Origin of the sequence: Actinacidiphila rubida, from assembly GCF_900110255.1 — a bacterium.
Taxonomy (GTDB): domain Bacteria; phylum Actinomycetota; class Actinomycetes; order Streptomycetales; family Streptomycetaceae; genus Actinacidiphila; species Actinacidiphila rubida.
The window spans coordinates 215,099-232,016 of the sequence record NZ_FODD01000008.1; the positions used below are offsets into that span (position 1 = coordinate 215,099).

Here is a 16,918-nt window from a genome sequence, read left to right on the forward strand (position 1 = left end):
CCCGGCTCAGGACCCGGACGCCTCCGCGGCGCGCTTGGCGGCCTCGGCGATCTGCCGCTTGGCGGCGGTGGCGTAGATGTCGACGTACTCCTGGCCGGACAGCCGCATGATCTCGTACATCACTTCGTCGGTGACCGAGCGCAGGATGAACCGGTCGCTCTCCATGCCGTGGTAGCGGTCGAATTCCAGCGGCTTGCCGATCCTGATGCCCGGGCGGATCGAGAACTTCGGCATCACCTGGCCGACCGGCTGCACCTTCTCCGTGTCGATCATCGCGACCGGGATGACGGGCGCGCCGGACGCGAGCGCCACCCGGGCCAGCCCGCCGGGCTTGCCCCGGTACAGCCGGCCGTCGGGCGACCGGGTGCCCTCGGGGTAGATGCCGAACAGCTCGCCGCGCTCCAGCACGGCCAGGCCGCTCTTGATCGCCGCCTCGCCGGCGCCCCGGGCCCCCGAGCGGTCCACGGGCAGCTGGCCGACGCCCTTGAAGAACGCGGCGGTCAGCTTGCCCTTCACTCCCGGCGAGGTGAAGTACTCCGCCTTCGCGATGAAGGTGACCTTGCGGTCCAGCACCGCGGGCAGGAAGAAGGAGTCGGAGAAGGACAGGTGGTTGCTCGCCAGGATGGCGGGTCCCTCCTCGGGAATGTTCTCCAGCCCCTCCACCCACGGACGGAACGCCGCTTTGATCGGGTGGCCGATAACGATCTTCATCGCGCCGTAGAACAACCCTGCCTCCTGTTTCCGACGCAAAGACCTTAACGCCAACCGGGCGCGCATCCGGCCCCAGGCGGCCACACATGAGCACGCACGTCGGCTGGGGCTTACCGCTTGGTACGGGTCCCGCGTACGCTGAACCTCCGAACTCCCGTGTACCCGCAATCGCGCGCCCGAACAGGAGAACCACGGTGCCGCTCATCCCCGGAGCCGAGCCGTACCGCCACGACGGCGGCGACACCGGCGTCCTGCTGTGCCATGGATTCACCGGCACCCCGCAGTCCCTGCGGCCCTGGGCCGAGTACCTGGCCGCCCGCGGGCTGACCGTCCGGCTGCCGCTGCTGCCCGGCCACGGCACCCGCTGGCAGGACATGCAGGTCACCGGCTGGCAGGACTGGTACGCCGAGGTGGACCGGGAACTGCGGGAGCTGACGGAGCAGTGCGAACGGGTCTTCGTGTGCGGCCTGTCGATGGGCGGGACCCTCGCGCTGCGGCTCGCCCAGAAGCACGGGTCGCGGATCAGCGGGCTGGTGCTGGTGAACCCGTCGGTGAAGGCCGACAGCCTGCAGCTGAAGGCGGTGCCGGTGATCCGGCACGTCGTGCCGTCGGTGCCGGGCATCGCCAGCGACATCGCGCTGGAGGGCGCGGAGGAGGTCGGCTACGACCGGACGCCGCTGCACGCGGTGCACTCGCTCACCCGGTTCTGGCGGGTCGTGCAGCCGGGGCTCCCCCAGGTCACCCAGCCGCTGCTGCTCCTGCACAGCCGTGTCGACCACGTGGTGCACCCCTCGAACTCCGCTGTCGTACTCTCGCGGGTGTCGTCCACGGACGTGACCGAGCGGGTGCTGGAACGCAGCTACCACGTGGCCACGCTCGACCACGACGCGGACCGGATCTTCTCCGAGTCCTACGACTTCATCCAGCGGCTGTCCGCTCCGGCGGCGGTCGAGGAGGGCATGGCCGGTGGCTGACCGCGAGGACGAGGGCGCCGCTCCGCTCGACGAGGACGCGGCGTGGGCCGCGCTGATCGCCGGCTTCGACGAGGAGCCGGCGCCCGGCGCGAAGTCCGCGTGGCCGGACGCGGAGAACGTGGCCGAGGAGCCCCCGGTGCCGAAGGCGCCGCCGCCGGCCCGCAGCATCGTCGTCCACCCCGTGATCCAGGGGCCGCGCGACTACGAGCTGGAGGACGACGACGAGGACGCGCACTTCGTGCCGCCCGAGCCGCCGCCGCTGCCGGAGACGGACGTCACCACGAAGTTCGCGTGGATCGCGGTCCTCGGCGGCCCGCTCCTGCTGCTCGCGTTCGTCCTCTTCCAGCTCGAACTGACCTGGTGGGCCATCCTCGTCGGCGTCGGCGGCTTCCTCGGTGGCTTCGCCACGCTGGTCGCCCGGATGCGGACGGGTGAGGACGACGACGATCGCCCCGGCGGCGGCGCCGTCGTCTGACCCACCCCGAACACCGGTCCGCCCCCGACGGAGTGGGCTCCGCCCCGGTCAGGCGCAGGGGTCCGCCCTGTGGACGCCCAGGGCGAACCGTTACGCGGGGACGCGGAGTGCGGCGAGGACGGGGAAGTGGTCGGACGCGGAGCGCAGGTCCGCGTCCGAGACACCGGGCAGGCCGTGGGGAACACCGCACCCGAGGACGTCGACGGACCGCGTGGCGAACACCGCGTCGATCCGCTGGAACGGCGGCCGCATGTTCGTGATGTCGCCGCCCCACGGCTTCACCACGTGCCCGTCCTGCAGCTCCGCGGCGATCCGGGCGAAGCCCCTCCGCTCCGGCGGCTCGTTGAAGTCGCCGCCGAGGACGACGTGCGGCTCGCCCAGCGACGCGACGCGGTCCAGGACCAGCCCGGCCTGGACGTAGCGCTCGGCGGGGCTGAGGCTCAGGTGGGTGCTCACGGCGGCCAGCCGCGCGCCGCCGATCCTGAGCACCGCCGCGGCGAACCCGCGCTGGTGCAGGCCCGGGGTGCGCGGCATCAGGCTGTCCTCGGTGCGCTCGACGTGCGCGCGCAGCCCGGACAGGATCATCGGCCCCGTCGCGGTCGCTCCGCCGGTGACGTAGGTGAGGTCCGTGGCGTCGGCGAGCCGGACCGCGGCCTTGCGCCACCGGAAGAACCGCGGGGCCTCCTGGATGAGGACGAGGTCGGGGGCGCAGGCACGGATCACCCGGACCAGCGCCGCCCTGTCGTCCCGCAGCGAGCGGATGTTGTAGCTGAGCACGCGGATGACCGCCGAGCCGTCAGGCTCGGTGACGGAACCCGGCAGATCGTCCATGGTGCGCCTTTCCTCGTGAGCTCTCAGCCCTGGCGTGCCAGGTCGGCCGCTCCGACCAGCCCTGCCTTGCCACCCAGCTGTGCGGCCAGCACCTGCGCGTGCGGGCGCCACTCGCCGCCGATCAGCCAGCGCCGGAACGACTTGCGGATCGGGTCGAGGACCAGCTCGCCCTCGTCCGAGACGCCGCCGCCGACGATGAACGCCGAGGGGTCGAAGAGCGAGGCCAGGTCGGCCAGTCCCGCGCCGGCCCAGCGGGCCAGCTCGCGGAACGAGTCGACGGCGACCGGGTCGCCCTGCCGCGCCGCCGCGCTGACGTGCCGGCCCTCGATGCCCTCGGCGGTGCCGTCGCCGAGGCTCAGCAGGACCTGGGCGTTCTCGGGAGTGGCGTTGGCGCGCTGCCGTGCGTAGCGGACCAGGGCGCGGCCGGAGGCGTACTGCTCCCAGCAGCCCTGGCTGCCGCAACCGCACAGCAGGCCGTCCGGCACCACACGGATGTGCCCGAACTCGGCCGCGACGCCGAACCGGCCGCGGCGCAGCTTGTTGCCGATGATGATGCCGCCGCCCAGACCCGTGCCGAGCGTGATGCAGATCACGTCGGAGTGGCCCTGGCCGGCGCCGAAGCGGTACTCGCCCCACGCCGCCGCGTTCGCGTCGTTCTCCACGACGACGGGGAGGCCGACCCGCTGTTCGACCTTGTCCTTGAGCGCCTCATGCCGCCAGTTGATGTTCGGCGCGAACAGGACGGTGGCGCGCTTGTCATCGACGTAGCCTGCCGCGCCGATGCCGACCGCTTCGATCTGGTGACCCGTGCTGACCTGGCGAACCGCCTCGACGATCGCGTCCACGACGCCTTCGGGAGTCGACGGAGTCGGCACCTTGACGGTCTCGAGGATCGAACCTTCCTCGTCGACCACTCCAGCCGCGATCTTGGTGCCGCCGATGTCGACGCCGATGGTGAGTCCCATGTGTCCCTCAGTTTTCGGTCGTTCCCCGCTAAGAGAACCGTACCGGAGGGGAGGTCAGTCGAGGTCGATGTGTTCAGCGGTTGAACGCGAGGACGGGTCCCCGGCGGTCCAGTGGGCCTCCGCGGAGGCCACCGCGGAGCGGTAGGCCGCCAGAAGTTCGGCCCCCGCGCTCGCCAGGTGGTCGAAGACGTCGGGGTTGCGGTCCACGATGGGTTCGACAACGGAACGCACCTGGGACACCACGGACTGGGCGGCGACCTGGACCGCGGGGTGGTTCAGCGCGGCCAGCCGGTCGGTGACGGCCTCGCCCACCGCCTCGGCCAGCCGGCGCAGCTCGTCGACGGCGCTGCCCGGCTCCTGCCCGGCCTGCGCCCGCCGCCGGGCGTGCTCGGCGGCGATGTCCTCGGCGCTGGCCTTGGCCCACGCGTCGGCGTCGGGACGGTCCGTGGCTTCGCTCATGATCGGCTCTCCAAACACCCGCTCAACACCTCACCGCGGCACGTGGCCCCGGTCCGTCTCCTTCGCTTCCCCTTCGACGGTACCCGAACTCCCGCCGCGCGCCGGGCGTTCGCGCGCCCGTGCGGGACCGGGGCCCGGTCCGGCTGATCCCGCGGGGGCCTGCGGGCCCGCAGCCGGACGGCACTCCTCGCGGGGCGGGTCTAGCGGGGCCAGACCTCTGGGTCGGGGGTGAAGCGGACGGCGAGGGCGCCGTCGCGGAGCGCGGCGCCGGCCACGGTGCAGCGGCGGAGCGCGGACGGCAGCGGCACGATCCGGCGGAATCCGCCCGCGTCCAGGACGAGTTCGTCGCCGCGGCGGACCAGGTCGAGGCCCTCGCGGGTGGCGCCGGGCAGCGGCAGGGTCCAGACGAACCAGCCGTCGGCGGCGAGCCGGTCGGTGACCGTCCACGGCGCGGACGGGGGGTGCGGCCCCGGTGCCGCGGGCTCGGGCGGGGCGACGGGCACGGCCGGGCCGTCGCCGAGGCCGGCCTGCGGGGCGCGGCCGAGGTGCGGCAGCTCGTACAGGGGGACGCCGTCGGTGGCGCACTGGTCGGCGAGCTGCTTGAGCGCGTCCTGCTGGTCGGCGGAGAGCCCGGCGAGGAAGGGGTCGGCGGAGCCGGTCGGCAGCACACGGTTCGCGGCCACGGCGGCCAGCCGGTGGCCGTGCAGGGCCAGGCCGGTGCGGGCGGTGCGCAGGGTCGCGGGGGCGGTCGCGCCGGGGGTGAGGACGACCGCCACGGCCGTGCCCGGGTCCTCGATCACGGCCTGGACCGCGTCGAGCTCGTGGTCGGCGCGGGAGGCCGCCTCGTAGGCCCACTCCGCGGGCATCGGCACTCCCGCGAGCTGGGCCAGGACCGGGCGCAGGGCGCGCGCGGCCTGCCGGTCCTCGGGTAGCAACCGCCGCAGGTAGCGCCGCAGTTGCTCGGGGAGGGCGAGCAGCCGGACGGCTTCGGCGACCGGCGGCAGGTCCACCACGACCAGGTCCCAGACCGCGTCGGCCCCGGCGGCCTCGCGCAGCGCGCGCAGCATCGCGAGGGCGTCCGCGCCGGGCAGTGCGGTCAGCTCCTCGGGGTCGAGGGGGGCCGCGCCGAGCATGGCCAGCAGGCTGCCGATGCGCCCCTGGAGGTCCAGCGCCCCGGCGCGGAACGACGCCGCCGGGTCGATCCGGGCGACGTACAGGGAGTCGAAGCCGTCCACGCCGTAGGGCTGCGGCAGCCCGGCGGCCGAGACGGCGGGGCCCTCGGTGCCGGCCGGCGGCAGCAGCGGGTCCAGCGCGGCGCCGGCGGCGCCGGTCAGCAGCAGGGTGCGGGTGCCGGAACGGGCGGCGGCCGCCGCGGTGGCCGCCGCCACGCAGGTGCGGCCGGCGCCGCCCGCTCCGGTGACGAGCAGGGTGCGGACGGCGGTCAGCGCGGCCACGCGGTCAGGCCGGTTCGCCGGTGTCGCCGGCGTCCGGCTGCGCCGGGGTCTCGACCCGCTTCTTCAGGCCGGCCAGCGCGCGGTCGATGATGACCTTCTCGGCCTTGCGCTTGATCATGCCGAGCATCGGGATCTTGACGTCGACGGTGAGCTGGTAGGTGACCTCGGTCCGGGCGCCGCCGTCGAGCGCGACGAGCGCGTAGGAGCCGTCGAGGGTGCGCAGCATCTGGGACTTCACCAGCGACCACTGGACCTCGTTGTCGCCGATCCAGGTGTACGCCAGGGTGTGGTCGTCCTTGATGGCGCCGGCGTCGAGCAGCAGTCTGACCTGCTCGGCGCGGCCGGCGGCGTCGGTGGCGAGGACCTCGGCCTCCTTCACCTCGCCCGTCCACTCCGGGTAGCGGCCGAAGTCGGCGATGACGCCCATGACGGCGGCGGGCTTCGCCTCGATGGTGATGCTGGACCTCGTGTGTTCCGCCATGGCCGTGGCCTCCTGAACAGTGCTGCTGGCTGCTGGTGCAGGCTACCGCGCTCCGGTGTGGCGGCGGTCACCGCGGCGGACCGGTGTCACCACTCCAGCGCCCAGGGAGTGCGCGTGTGGTTGAAGTGGCCGACGTTGACGCATTCGGTGCGGCCGATCCGGGTCCTGGCCACCAGCGGCTGGTGGACGTGGCCGAACAGCGCGTACTTCGGCTGCAGGGTGCGGATCGCCTCCAGCAGCGCGTGGCTGCCGCGCTCGAACCGCCGGGCGACGGTGTCGTAGCAGAGGTCGGGGACGGCTGGCGGGATGTGCGAGCACAGCACGTCGACCGGGCCGAGCGCGTCGACCTTGGCCGCGTAGGCGTCGTCGTCGATCTCGTACGGCGTGCGCATGGCGGTGCGCAGGCCGCCGCCGACGAATCCGAACGTACGGCCGCCGATGTCCGCGGTCGCGCCGTCGAGCACGGTGGTACCGGGGCCTGCGTACTCCGCCCACAGGGACGGGATGTCGACATTGCCGTAGGTGGCGTACGTGGGGGTCGGGAAGGCCGCGAAGAGCTCGGCGTACTGCTTGCGCACCGCGGTCTCGATGGCGGCGCGGCGGTCGATGCCGTCCCACAGCCGCCGGTCGAGGTCGCGGGCCTCGTCGAACCTGCGGGCGGTGCGCAGTTCCACCATGCGGTCGGCGTTCTCGACGCCGAACAGGTCGGGGAAGATGCCGCGCGCGTGGTCGGCGTAGTCGAGGAAGAGCACCAGGTCGCCGAGGCAGACCAGCGCGTCGGCGCCGTCCTTGGCCCGGGCCAGGTCCTCGGCCGCCCCGTGGACGTCGCTCACCACATGCACCCGCATACCGTCACCCTATAGCGGGCACCTTATGGGGGGTCATCGCCGGGCGCGGGGCGCCCTGGTCTAGTGTGCGGCAGGCGGTGCGCCGATCCCACCGGCCTGGCTGCCCTCCGGTGTGTGATGCTGAAAACATCTGCACTGCCCCTCTACCGCCGGAGCTTTACCGATGGGTAACGTCCAGGCCGTCCCTCTTCCCTCCGGGTGCGCCGTGGCACCGATGAGGAGCAGTCGCCTTGCGTGAGTTCAGCCTTCCCGCCCTGTACGAGGTCCCCGCGGACGGCAACCTGACGGACTTGATCCGCCGCAACGCCGCTCAGCATCCGGACATCCCCGTGCTCGGCCGCAAGGATCCGGCGGGACGCTGGCAGGACGTGACGGCGGCGGCGTTCCTCTCCGAGGTGCGGGCGGCGGCCAAGGGCCTGATCGCCTCCGGCGTGCAGCCCGGCGACCGGGTCGCGCTGATGTCCAGGACCCGCTACGAGTGGACGCTGCTGGACTTCGCGGTGTGGTGCGCCGGCGCCGTGACCGTGCCCGTGTACGAGACGTCCTCGGCCTCGCAGGTCGAGTGGATCCTCGCCGACTCCGGCGCGGTCGCGGTGGTGGTGGAGTCGGCCGGGCACGAGGCCGTCGTGGAGTCGGTACGCGAGCGGCTGCCGCACCTCAAGCACGTGTGGCGGATCGACTCCGGCGCGGTGGACGCGCTGGTCGCGTCCGGCACCGACGTCTCCGACGCGGTGGTCGACGAGCGGGCCGCGTGGGCCAACGCGGACTCGCCGGCCACGATCGTCTACACCTCGGGCACCACCGGCCGCCCCAAGGGCTGCGTGCTCACCCACCGCAGCTTCTTCGCCGAGTGCGGCAACGTGGTGGAGCGGCTGGCGCCGCTGTTCCGGACCGGGCACTCCTCGGTGCTGCTGTTCCTGCCGCTGGCCCACGTCTTCGGGCGGCTGGTCGAGGTGGCCGCGGTGATGGCGCCGATCCGGCTGGGCCACGTGCCCGACATCAAGAACCTCACCGACGACCTGCAGGGCTTCCGGCCCACCCTGATCCTGGGCGTGCCGCGGGTGTTCGAGAAGGTCTACAACACCGCGCGCGCCACCGCTCAGGCCGGCGGCAAGGGCCGGATCTTCGACAAGGCCGCGGCGACCGCGATCGAGTACAGCAAGGCGCTGGACGCCCCCGGCGGCCCGTCGCTGAAACTGCGCCTGTCCCACCGGGTCTTCGACCGGCTCGTCTACAGCCGGCTGCGGGCGGTGCTCGGCGGCCGGGCGACCCACGCGATCTCCGGCGGCGCCCCGCTGGGCGAGCGCCTCGGCCACTTCTACCGCGGCATCGGCTTCACGGTCCTGGAGGGCTACGGGCTCACGGAGTCCTGCGCGGCGACCGCCTTCAACCCGTGGGACCGCACGAAGATCGGCACCGTCGGCCAGCCGCTGCCCGGCTCCACCGTGCGCATCGCCGACGACGGCGAGGTGCTGCTGTACGGCGAGCACCTGTTCACGGGCTACTGGAACAACGAGGCGGCGACCGCCGAGGCGATGGCCGACGGCTGGTTCCACACCGGTGACCTGGGCACGCTGGACGAGGACGGCTACCTGTCCATCACCGGCCGCAAGAAGGAGATCATCGTGACGGCCGGCGGCAAGAACGTCGCCCCCGCGGTGATAGAGGACCGCATCAGGGCGGACGCCCTGATCGCCGAGTGCATGGTCGTCGGCGACGGGCGGCCGTTCGTCGCCGCGCTGATCACCCTGGACGAGGAGTTCCTGCCGCACTGGGCCGAGCAGCACGGCAAGACCGGCCGCACGGTCGCCGAACTGGCAGGCGACCCGGACCTGGTCGCGGCCGTCCAGCACGCGGTGGACGAGGGCAACGCGGCCGTCTCCAAGGCCGAGTCGGTGCGCAAGTTCCGCATCCTGCCGACCCAGTTCACCGAGGAGTCGGGCCACGTGACGCCCTCGCTGAAGCTGAAGCGCACCATCGTCCTGCACGAGTTCGCCGCGGAGATCGACGCGCTCTACCGGCCGTAGCACGGCACGCGGCACGGTCCGGGCCCCGCCCGGGCCGTGCGGGCTCAGAGCAGGGACGTCAGACGGGTCGCCAGCAGGTCCCAGCGCCAGTCGCGTTCGACCCACTCGCGGCCCCGCTCGCCCATCCTGCGGCGCAGTTCGGGGTCGCGCAGCAGCGTCAGGACGCGGTCGGCGGCCTGCTCGGGCGAGCCGCCGGGCACCACCCAGCCGGTCTCGCCGTCGAGCACCGCGTCCGGCGCGCCGCCGGAGTCCCCGGCGACGACCGGCAGTCCGGTCGCGGACGCCTCCAGGTAGACGATGCCCAGGCCCTCGACGTCCAGGCCGCCGCGCCGGGTGCGGCACGGCATCGCGAACACGTCGCCCGCCCCGTAGTGCGCGGGCAGTTCCTCCCACGGCACGGGACCGGTGAACGTGACGGCCCCGGCGACGCCGGTGCGCTCGGCGAGTGTCTCCAGCTCGCCGCGGTAGGGGCCGCCGCCGACGACCAGCAGCGCCGCGTCGGGGAACTCGCGCAGGATCCGCGGCATCGCCAGGATCAGCGTGTCCTGCCCCTTGCGCGGCACGAGCCGCGACACGCACACCACCACGGGCCGGTCGGACAGGCCCAGCCGGGCCCTGACCACGGCACCGCCGGAGCCGGGGTGGAAGGTCTTCTCGTCGACGCCGGGCGGGAGTTGGACCATGCGGGCGGCCGCGTCCCCGGTGAGCGCCGCGGCGATCCGGGAGCGGGTGTACTCGCCGAGGTAGGTCAGGGTGTCGGTGCCCTCGCCGATCCTGCGCAGCAGCCGTCGGCTGCCCGGCAGTTGGGCCCAGCCGGCCTCGTGGCCGTGCGTGGTGCCGACCAGCCGCCGCGCCCCCGCCCTGCGCAGGGCGGGCGCCATCAGGGCGAGCGGCGCGGCGGCCCCGAACCACACGGAGGAGCAGCCGTGTTCGCGCAGCAGCCGGGCGGCGGTCCTGGTCACCCGCGGGGTGGGCAGGAGCATCGAGGTGCGGTCGCGGACCACCGGGAACGGCTGCTCGGCGTCGAACGCCGCGACCTCCTTGCCGTCCTTCCACGTGGAGGCGTAGACCACGACCTGGCCGGGGTCCAGGCGCAGCGCCATGCTGTGCACGAAGGACTGGATGCCGCCGGGGCGCGGCGGGAAGTCGTTGGTGACGATGAGGGTCTTGTCCACGCCGGGGTGTCCTCGCTGACCTGATGCGCAGGCGGGCAGGGAAAAAGGGAGTCTATCCGACTGGCGCTGACGGGCGCTGAGGGGCGCTGACAGCCGCGGACGGCGGCCGCGGGCGGGCGGGGACGGGCGCAGGGCGGCGGCCGGACGCGTTCACCCGGGGCTCCGCGGGTCGTTCACCCGGCCGGGCGTGCGGATCGCGTCCGTACAGGAGCGCGGGCGCGGCGGCACGCATGATGCATACCGTGACAAAGCCCCGTATCGGCGGTCCTGGCGGCGCCGTCGCCGCCTGGGCGGCCACCCGCGCCGCCCTGCTGGTCTTCGTGTTCCAGGTGGTCCGCTTCCCTGGCCAGGTGGTGGTGCACGACGTCGAGGACATCTACCGCGGGTGGTACCCGGTGCTGCGGACGGGCGCGTTCCCCGCCCACGACGTGGCCTGGCAGTACCCGCCGGGCGCGGCCGTTCCGCTGCTGGCGCCGGGCGGGCTGCCGTTCCTGGGCTACGCGTCGGCGTTCTTCGTCCTGGCGCTGCTGGCCGACGCGGTGGTGCTCGGCGCCCTGCTGCGCGACGCCCGGCACTCGGGGCGCATGGCCGGGGTCTGGGTGTGGATCGGGGGCACGACCCTGCTCGGCCCGATCGTGTACGCCCGCTACGACGTGATGGTGACCGCGGTCGCGGTTCCCGCGCTGCTGGCGCTGCGCCGGCGCCCGGCCCTCGCCGGCGCGCTCGCCGGGTTCGGCGGGCTGCTCAAGCTGTGGCCGCTGCTGGTGCTGATCGGCGCGCCCACCTCCCGCACGCTGCGCCGCTCCTGGGCGGCCGCGGCGGCCACCGTGGCGGTGCTGCTCGGCCTGTCGGCCGCCCTGATGCGCAACTCGATGTCCTTCCTGGCCTTCCAGCAGCACCGCGGCACCGAGGTCGAGTCCCTGGGGGCCATGGTCTTCCACGTGGCGCGCCACCTGGGCTGGCACGGCCGGGTCGAGATGCACTACGGGTCGATGGAGTTCCTCGGGCCGCACGTGCACCTGGTGAGCGCCGCGGCGCTGGGGCTGAGCGTGCTCGGCGTGTGCTGGCTGGCCTGGTGGCGGCTGCGCGCGCGGCGGTTCACCGCCGCCACCCCGTACGACGCGGCGTTCACCGCGCTGCTGGTCTTCACCACCACCAGCCGCGTGATCAGCCCGCAGTACATGGTGTGGCTGGTCGGCGCCGGCGCGGTGTGCGCGGCGGCCCGCGGCACCGTGCTGCGCCTGCCGCTGCTGCTGACGCTGGCGGCCGCGCTGTTCACCACGCTGGAGTTCCCCCCCTTCTTCAGCCACGTGACGGCCGGCGACGCCTGGGGGCTGCTGCTGCTCGGCACCCGCAACGCCCTCCTGGTGACCGCGTCGGTGATGTCGTGCCGCCGCCTGTGGGCCGCCACCGTCCCGGCCCGCACCCCGGGCCCCACCCGCCCCGAACCGGCCGAACCCGACCCCCGTTCCACGGTCCTCACCCCGTGACCGCCCCCGCCGCACAGGACGCGCGCCCGCGGATCGCCTGACGTGGGCCGACACCGCATCGCCGACCCGGCACCGCCCGAACCCCGGCGGGCTCAGGCCGGTGGCCGGTCCTTCGGGGCGTGCTCCGCCTCGGTGGTGGGGGGACGCCACGCGCGGGCGAGGCGGATGCGTTCGGCGGGGGCGGGGTGGGTGGAGAGCAGCAGGTGCAGGAGCCGCGGCGGGTCGGGATGGCCGACGTTGACCACGGTCAGCCGCCGCTGCATCGCCGCGAACGCGGCCGGCGCGGCCGTCAGATCGAGCGCGTGCACGTCCGCCCGGCGTTCCACCCGGCGGCTCACGGCCCGCCAGAGCGGGCCGGACAGCACCTCGCCCACCCCGGCGACGGCCGCCAGCAGCCACGCGGATCCGGGGTCGGCGAACCGGTCGACGCCCGCCGCGTCGAGCAGCGCCCGCCAGGACACCACGGCCGCCAGCACGCACACCCCGGCCGCCGCGCCCACCGCGCCGAGCACGGTGCCGCGCAGCACGTCGCGGTGCACCACGTGCCCCAGCTCGTGGGCGACGACCAGCTCGACCTCGCGCGGCTCGGCAGTGGTCAGCAGCGTGTCGTAGGCGACGATCCGGCGCGTGCGGCCGAACCCGGAGACGTACGCGTTCAGCGCGGTGGTCCGGCGCGACGCGTCGGCGACCAGCACGTCGCGCACGACCACGCCGTCACGGGCCGCCAGGGCCAGCAGCGACTCGCGCAGCGGCCCGGCCTCCATGGGCGTGAACCGGTTGAACAGCGGCTCGAAGACCAGCGGCGCCAGGAACGACATCAGCACGGTGAGCGCGGCCGCGCCCAGCGCCGCCCAGGCCCACCACCAGCGGGTGGTGCCGGCCAGCGCGTACACGGCGAACAGCGCGCCCGCCGCGAGAGGCAGCGAGATCAGCAGGCCGCGCAGCCGGTCGACGGCCCAGCCGCCCCAGCCCTGGGTGACCAGGCCGAAGCGGGCCCGCACCACGCGGCCGCGGGCCGCGAACGGCAGCCCGAGGAGCATCGGCAGCAGCACCAGCGTGACCGCGCCGCCGGCCACCCGCGCCGCCCAGGCGTCTCCGAACGCGCCGATGAGCCCGGTGCCGGCGGAGGTGAGCCCCAGCGCCAGGGACAGGGCCAGGGACGCCGCGGACGCGCCGAGGGCCAGCGGCCACACCTGCCGGAAGAGGGCCTGGCCGCGGGACGCCTCCTCCTCGCTGAAGTCCGCGCCGTCCGCGCCCGCCTTCTCCCCGGCGACCGCGCCGCCATCGCCGCTCGTGCCGCCCCCCGACGTCTCCCCGTCCCCCGGCGCCCCGCCGTCCCGCGGTGCCCCGCCCTCCGTGCCGGTGCTCACGCCAGCTCCTTCCGCAGATAGGCCTGCCATCGCGCGGTGAACTCGGCGGTGCTCAGGCCCAGCGCGCCGTGCAGGTGCGCGTCCAGGGTGCCGCCCTGCGCCACCGCCCGGTAGAAGGCGGTCAGGGTCTGCGGCGACCACTGGTCGGCGATCATCCGGCAGGCGAGCCAGGCGCCCTCGTACGCCTGCGCCAGTTTCGCCGAGCCGGCCTTGAAGTCCGCGGCGTCCGGCAGCGCGCCGGGCACCCGCCCGGCCCGCACGTCACCCGCGAGTTCCGGCGCGATCTCGGGGGCGCCGCGGCCCGAGTCGCGGTAGGCGACCCAGTCCGCGGTGCCCTCCGACAGCCACAGCGGGGTGTGGTCGTCGGTGGACCGGCGGGTCGCCACGTGCGTGGTCTCGTGGGTGAGGACGACCTGCTTGCCGAAGGCGGACAGCAGCCCGAACGCCTCGGGGTTGACCAGGACCCGGTCCGCGGGCGCGGCGCTCACGCCCAGCTCGCCCGTGGTGACGGCCGCGATGCCCTGGTAGGCGGTCGCGCCGACGTTCAGCAGCGCGGCCATCTGGGCGAGGGTGGCCGGCGCCTCCACGACGACCCTGCGCGGCCAGTCGGTGCCCCAGGACCGGGTCACCGCGGGCACCGCGCGGTCGGCGTCGGCCGCGTACTCCCGCAGGGCCCGGTCGGGGGCCAGGCCGAGCACCAGGCTGTGCGCGCCGTGCGCCACGCGGACCGGGCCCTGGTCCCACAGCTGGACGTCGGAGCGGTGGCCGCTGGACGTGCCGTCGTCGTCACCGGCGAAGTACCAGTGGCCGGCCCGTCGTGTGAGGGTCACGTACTCGGTGGTCTCGACCGGCTGGGTGTCGTAGCCGGACAGCCGGTAGTCCAGGCGGACTTCGGCGGCGGTACGCCGCACGCCGTCGGCGGCCGGGGGCAACGGGAAGGCGTCCGTGCGCACCAGGCCGTACGACCAGGACGCGAGCGGCACCTGCGCCAGGTTCGCGAACACCGCCTGCTGCCGGGCGCGGTAGCGCCGCGCCTGCGGGTCGATCCCGGCGAGGAAGGCGGTGCGGTCGCGGTGCAGCAGCGCCGAGGCGTGCGTGTCGAAGAGGTGCCGCAGTTCGGGGTCGGTGACCGCCGGCGACGGAGCGGTGCTGTGCGAGGCGTCGCATCCGGCGACCCCGGCGGTCAGCCCGAGCAGGACGGCGGCGGCCACCGCACGCACGGCCGCGGCAGCCCTGAGTCGTGTTCGGCGCACCACGGCCATGCCCTGATCGTACGGCCTGGTCGGGAAGTGTTCCGGCCGTGCGAGGGGCGTGCGGCGGCCGAGCTCCGTGAGCGATCCGTCCCGGCACCCCGTGCGGTCCGCGCCGCGCCGCCCGCCGCGCGGGTTCAGGGGCGTGTCACGGCGGTGACCGGCATCATGCCGACCGGGTCGTAGCGGACCCGGGCGCCGGGGTAGGGCGCGTGGATCACCATCCCGCCGCCGACGTACATCGCCACATGGCTGGCGTCGCCGCGGTAGATGACGAGGTCACCCGGGCGGGCCTGGTCGAGCGGGACGTGCGGCCCGGCGTTCATCTGCTCCTGGGAGGTGCGCGGCAGGGCCACCCCCGCCTGCCGGTAGGCGTAGAGCATCAGGCCGGAGCAGTCGAAGGCGTTGGGCCCGGTCGCCCCCCACACGTAGGGGGCGCCCAGCGCCCGCCGTGCCGCGGCCACCGCGAGCGCGGCCCGCCCGGTGGGCGCCGGCAGGTCGGGGATGACGGGGAGCACGCGGTCGCGGGAGGCCCGCTGGCCCGCGTCCGGGGTCCACACGGCGCGCTGCGCGGGCGGGAGCGTGGCCAGCAGCCGCTGTGCCGCCCCCAGGGCCCGCTGCACCCGCTGCTTGCGCCCGTGCAGCAGGGCCCCCGCCCGGTCCAGGTCGGTGAGCTTCTGGGCGGCCTGGTCGCGCTCCTGGTGCAGTTCCCGCTGGGCGGACCGCAGTTGCCGCAGCCGGGCGGCTTCCTGCCCGCCGAGCCGGTCGAGCGTGCTGAGCCGGTCGAGGTAGTCCCCGGGATCGTCGGACAGCAGCAGGTCGAGCGACGGGTCGATGCCGCCGCTGCGGTACTGCGAGGCGGCCAGCGTCCCGAGTTCGTCCCGCAGGTCGTTGACGCGCTGCTGGGCCCGCGCCGCCCGGTCCTGCAGGGTCGTCAGTTCCCCGTGCAGCCGCTGCGACTGCTCCTGCGCCGCGTCGTACGCCTGGGTCGCCTGCTCCGCCTGCTGGTACAGGTCGTCGATCCGGGCGGAGGTGTCGCCGCCGGCGGGGTCGGCCGCGGCGAACTGCGCGGCCGGGCCGGACAGCGCCGCGGTGACCGCGGCCGCCGCGGACAGCACGGTCACGCGGGTGGTGCGGGCGGCCGGACCGGCCTGCGGGGGGCGTCGATGGGAAGGCACGGCAGCAGACAGTAGCCACGCCGTGCCGGAGAGTTCAAAGATCGCGCCGCCCGTACGTGTGAGCGGCGGCCGGTCGCCCGGCCCGCACCGCAGGTCACACGCGCCGCGTGGGAACCCCCGTCCAGGGGTTCCCTCACCCGTACGCCGTACCGGGGTTGCTCAGATCCGGACGCCGAACTCGAAGGTCATGTCGCCGATCGACTCGTAGCGCACCGACGCACCCGGCTTCGGGGCGTGCAGCACCATGCCGTTGCCCGCGTACAGGCCGACGTGGTGGTAGTCGCCGTAGAAGATGACCAGGTCGCCCTGGCGCAGGTCGGACATCGAGTAGATGCGCGTGCCGGCGTTCGCCTGCTCCTGCGAGGTCCGCGGTATGGACACGCCGGCCTGCCGGTAGGCCCAGGAGGTCAGGCCGGAGCAGTCGAAGGAGCCGGGGCCGGTGGCGCCGTAGACGTACGGGACGCCGATCTTCGACTGCGCGGCGGCGAACGCGGCGGCCGCGTACTTCGAGGCGGCGGGCGCGCTGCCCAGGTTCACGCGGGAGCTGGCGCGGCTGGCGGCGAGGGCGTCGTCGCGCTGCATCTGCGCGCGCTGCGCGGCGGTCAGCGAGTTGAGGACCTGCTGCGCCTGCGAGAGCTTGTCCTTGGCCTCGGACTTGCGCTGCGCCAGTTCGGTGCGGGTGGACTGGAGTTCGGCGAGCTTGGTGGTGGCCTCGGCCCGCTCCTGGTCCAGGGTGCGCTTGGCGTTCTGCAGCTGCTCCAGGGCGTTGGCCTGGAGGGAGCCGAGCTGGTCCAGGGTCGTCGCCTGGGCCAGGTAGCTGTCCGGGTTGGAGGACAGGAAGAGCTGGAGCGACGGGTCGATGCCGCCGCTGCGGTACTGCGAGGCCGCGATGGTGCCGAGGCCGTCCCTGAGCTGGTTCAGGTGCTGCTGCTGCCGGGCCACCTGGTCCTGAAGGCTTGAGGCGTCCTTCTGGAGGGTATGCAACTTCTCGTTGGCGGCGTCGTACTTCTCGGTGGCCTGCTCCGCCTGCGTGTAGAGGGCGTCCACCCTGGCCTTGGCGTCCTTGACGGAAGGCTTGGCGGGGGTCGCGTTCGCGGCCTGGGCGGAAAGCGCGACGGCCGCAGCGGCGGTCGCGGTCAGCACGGTCACGCGAGTGCGGGTTGCCGGCTTGGGACGACGGTGGGACGCCACGAAGGCGAGCTCCTTCTTCCTCAGCCGCCTACCGGTTCA

General features: G+C 74.3%; 16 protein-coding genes. 4 read left to right on the top strand and 12 right to left on the bottom strand.

The window, feature by feature from the left end; translation table 11 throughout:
* Positions 1–6 precede the first annotated feature (6 nt).
* Positions 7–726 (bottom strand): lysophospholipid acyltransferase family protein, encoded by a 720-nt coding sequence (locus BMW99_RS10685; protein ID WP_069467689.1) that lies wholly within the window; start codon positions 724–726, stop codon positions 7–9.
* 179 nt (positions 727–905) lie between these two features.
* On the opposite strand from BMW99_RS10685, the gene BMW99_RS10690 reads away from it, so the two are divergent.
* Both BMW99_RS10690 and BMW99_RS10695 read left to right on the top strand, forming a co-directional pair.
* Positions 906–1,685, top strand: a complete 780-nt coding sequence (locus BMW99_RS10690; RefSeq protein WP_069467688.1) for an alpha/beta hydrolase — start codon at positions 906–908, stop codon at positions 1,683–1,685.
* Positions 1,678–2,160 carry a hypothetical protein gene (locus tag BMW99_RS10695; protein ID WP_075016688.1) on the top strand — a complete coding sequence of 161 codons (483 nt, stop codon included), beginning with the start codon at positions 1,678–1,680 and terminating at the stop codon, positions 2,158–2,160. The genes BMW99_RS10690 and BMW99_RS10695 overlap by 8 nt, the downstream gene beginning before the upstream one ends.
* Before the next feature lie 90 nt (positions 2,161–2,250).
* Here the strand turns inward: BMW99_RS10695 and BMW99_RS10700 are convergent, their stop codons facing one another.
* From BMW99_RS10700 to BMW99_RS10725, 6 genes are all read right to left on the bottom strand, one after another.
* Positions 2,251–2,991 carry an endonuclease/exonuclease/phosphatase family protein gene (locus BMW99_RS10700; protein WP_069467696.1) on the bottom strand — a complete coding sequence of 247 codons (741 nt, stop codon included), beginning with the start codon at positions 2,989–2,991 and terminating at the stop codon, positions 2,251–2,253.
* 23 nt (positions 2,992–3,014) lie between these two features.
* On the bottom strand, positions 3,015–3,956 hold the full coding sequence (locus BMW99_RS10705; protein ID WP_069467695.1) for an ROK family glucokinase: 942 nt from the start codon (positions 3,954–3,956) through the stop codon (positions 3,015–3,017).
* A 54-nt stretch (positions 3,957–4,010) separates the two neighbouring features.
* Positions 4,011–4,415 (bottom strand): DUF5304 family protein, encoded by a 405-nt coding sequence (locus BMW99_RS10710; RefSeq protein ID WP_075016689.1) that lies wholly within the window; start codon positions 4,413–4,415, stop codon positions 4,011–4,013.
* A gap of 200 nt (positions 4,416–4,615) precedes the next feature.
* Positions 4,616–5,869, bottom strand: a complete 1,254-nt coding sequence (locus BMW99_RS10715; protein WP_245791345.1) for an ArsA family ATPase — start codon at positions 5,867–5,869, stop codon at positions 4,616–4,618.
* Between the two features lie 4 nt (positions 5,870–5,873).
* Positions 5,874–6,350: an SRPBCC family protein gene (locus BMW99_RS10720; RefSeq protein WP_069464873.1), complete on the bottom strand. Its 477-nt coding sequence runs from the start codon at positions 6,348–6,350 to the stop codon at positions 5,874–5,876.
* 86 nt (positions 6,351–6,436) lie between these two features.
* Positions 6,437–7,198: a metallophosphoesterase family protein gene (locus tag BMW99_RS10725; protein WP_069464874.1), complete on the bottom strand. Its 762-nt coding sequence runs from the start codon at positions 7,196–7,198 to the stop codon at positions 6,437–6,439.
* Positions 7,199–7,428: 230 nt separating this feature from the next.
* Between BMW99_RS10725 and BMW99_RS10730 the strand changes: the two genes are divergently transcribed.
* On the top strand, positions 7,429–9,225 hold the full coding sequence (locus tag BMW99_RS10730; RefSeq protein ID WP_069464875.1) for an AMP-dependent synthetase/ligase: 1,797 nt from the start codon (positions 7,429–7,431) through the stop codon (positions 9,223–9,225).
* A 44-nt stretch (positions 9,226–9,269) separates the two neighbouring features.
* On the opposite strand, the gene BMW99_RS10735 is transcribed toward BMW99_RS10730, so the two are convergent.
* Entirely contained in the window at positions 9,270–10,400 is a 1,131-nt protein-coding gene (locus BMW99_RS10735; RefSeq protein WP_075016690.1) for a glycosyltransferase family 4 protein, read from the bottom strand.
* 233 nt (positions 10,401–10,633) lie between these two features.
* Here BMW99_RS10735 and BMW99_RS10740 point away from each other — a divergent pair, with 233 nt between their 5' ends.
* Positions 10,634–11,890, top strand: coding sequence for a glycosyltransferase 87 family protein (locus tag BMW99_RS10740; RefSeq protein ID WP_075016708.1), 1,257 nt, complete (start codon positions 10,634–10,636; stop codon positions 11,888–11,890).
* Positions 11,891–11,982: 92 nt separating this feature from the next.
* Here the strand turns inward: BMW99_RS10740 and BMW99_RS10745 are convergent, their stop codons facing one another.
* From BMW99_RS10745 to BMW99_RS10760, 4 genes are all read right to left on the bottom strand, one after another.
* Entirely contained in the window at positions 11,983–13,260 is a 1,278-nt protein-coding gene (locus BMW99_RS10745; RefSeq protein WP_245791349.1) for a M48 family metallopeptidase, read from the bottom strand.
* Positions 13,257–14,522, bottom strand: coding sequence for a hypothetical protein (locus BMW99_RS10750; RefSeq protein ID WP_107485351.1), 1,266 nt, complete (start codon positions 14,520–14,522; stop codon positions 13,257–13,259). The genes BMW99_RS10745 and BMW99_RS10750 overlap by 4 nt, the downstream gene beginning before the upstream one ends.
* Positions 14,523–14,647: 125 nt before the next feature.
* Positions 14,648–15,688: a C40 family peptidase gene (locus tag BMW99_RS10755; protein ID WP_069466726.1), complete on the bottom strand. Its 1,041-nt coding sequence runs from the start codon at positions 15,686–15,688 to the stop codon at positions 14,648–14,650.
* 159 nt (positions 15,689–15,847) lie between these two features.
* The gene (locus BMW99_RS10760; protein ID WP_069466727.1) at positions 15,848–16,879 is read right to left on the bottom strand and encodes a C40 family peptidase; all 1,032 of its coding nucleotides are present in this window, start codon (positions 16,877–16,879) and stop codon (positions 15,848–15,850) included.
* Positions 16,880–16,918: the final 39 nt, after the last annotated feature.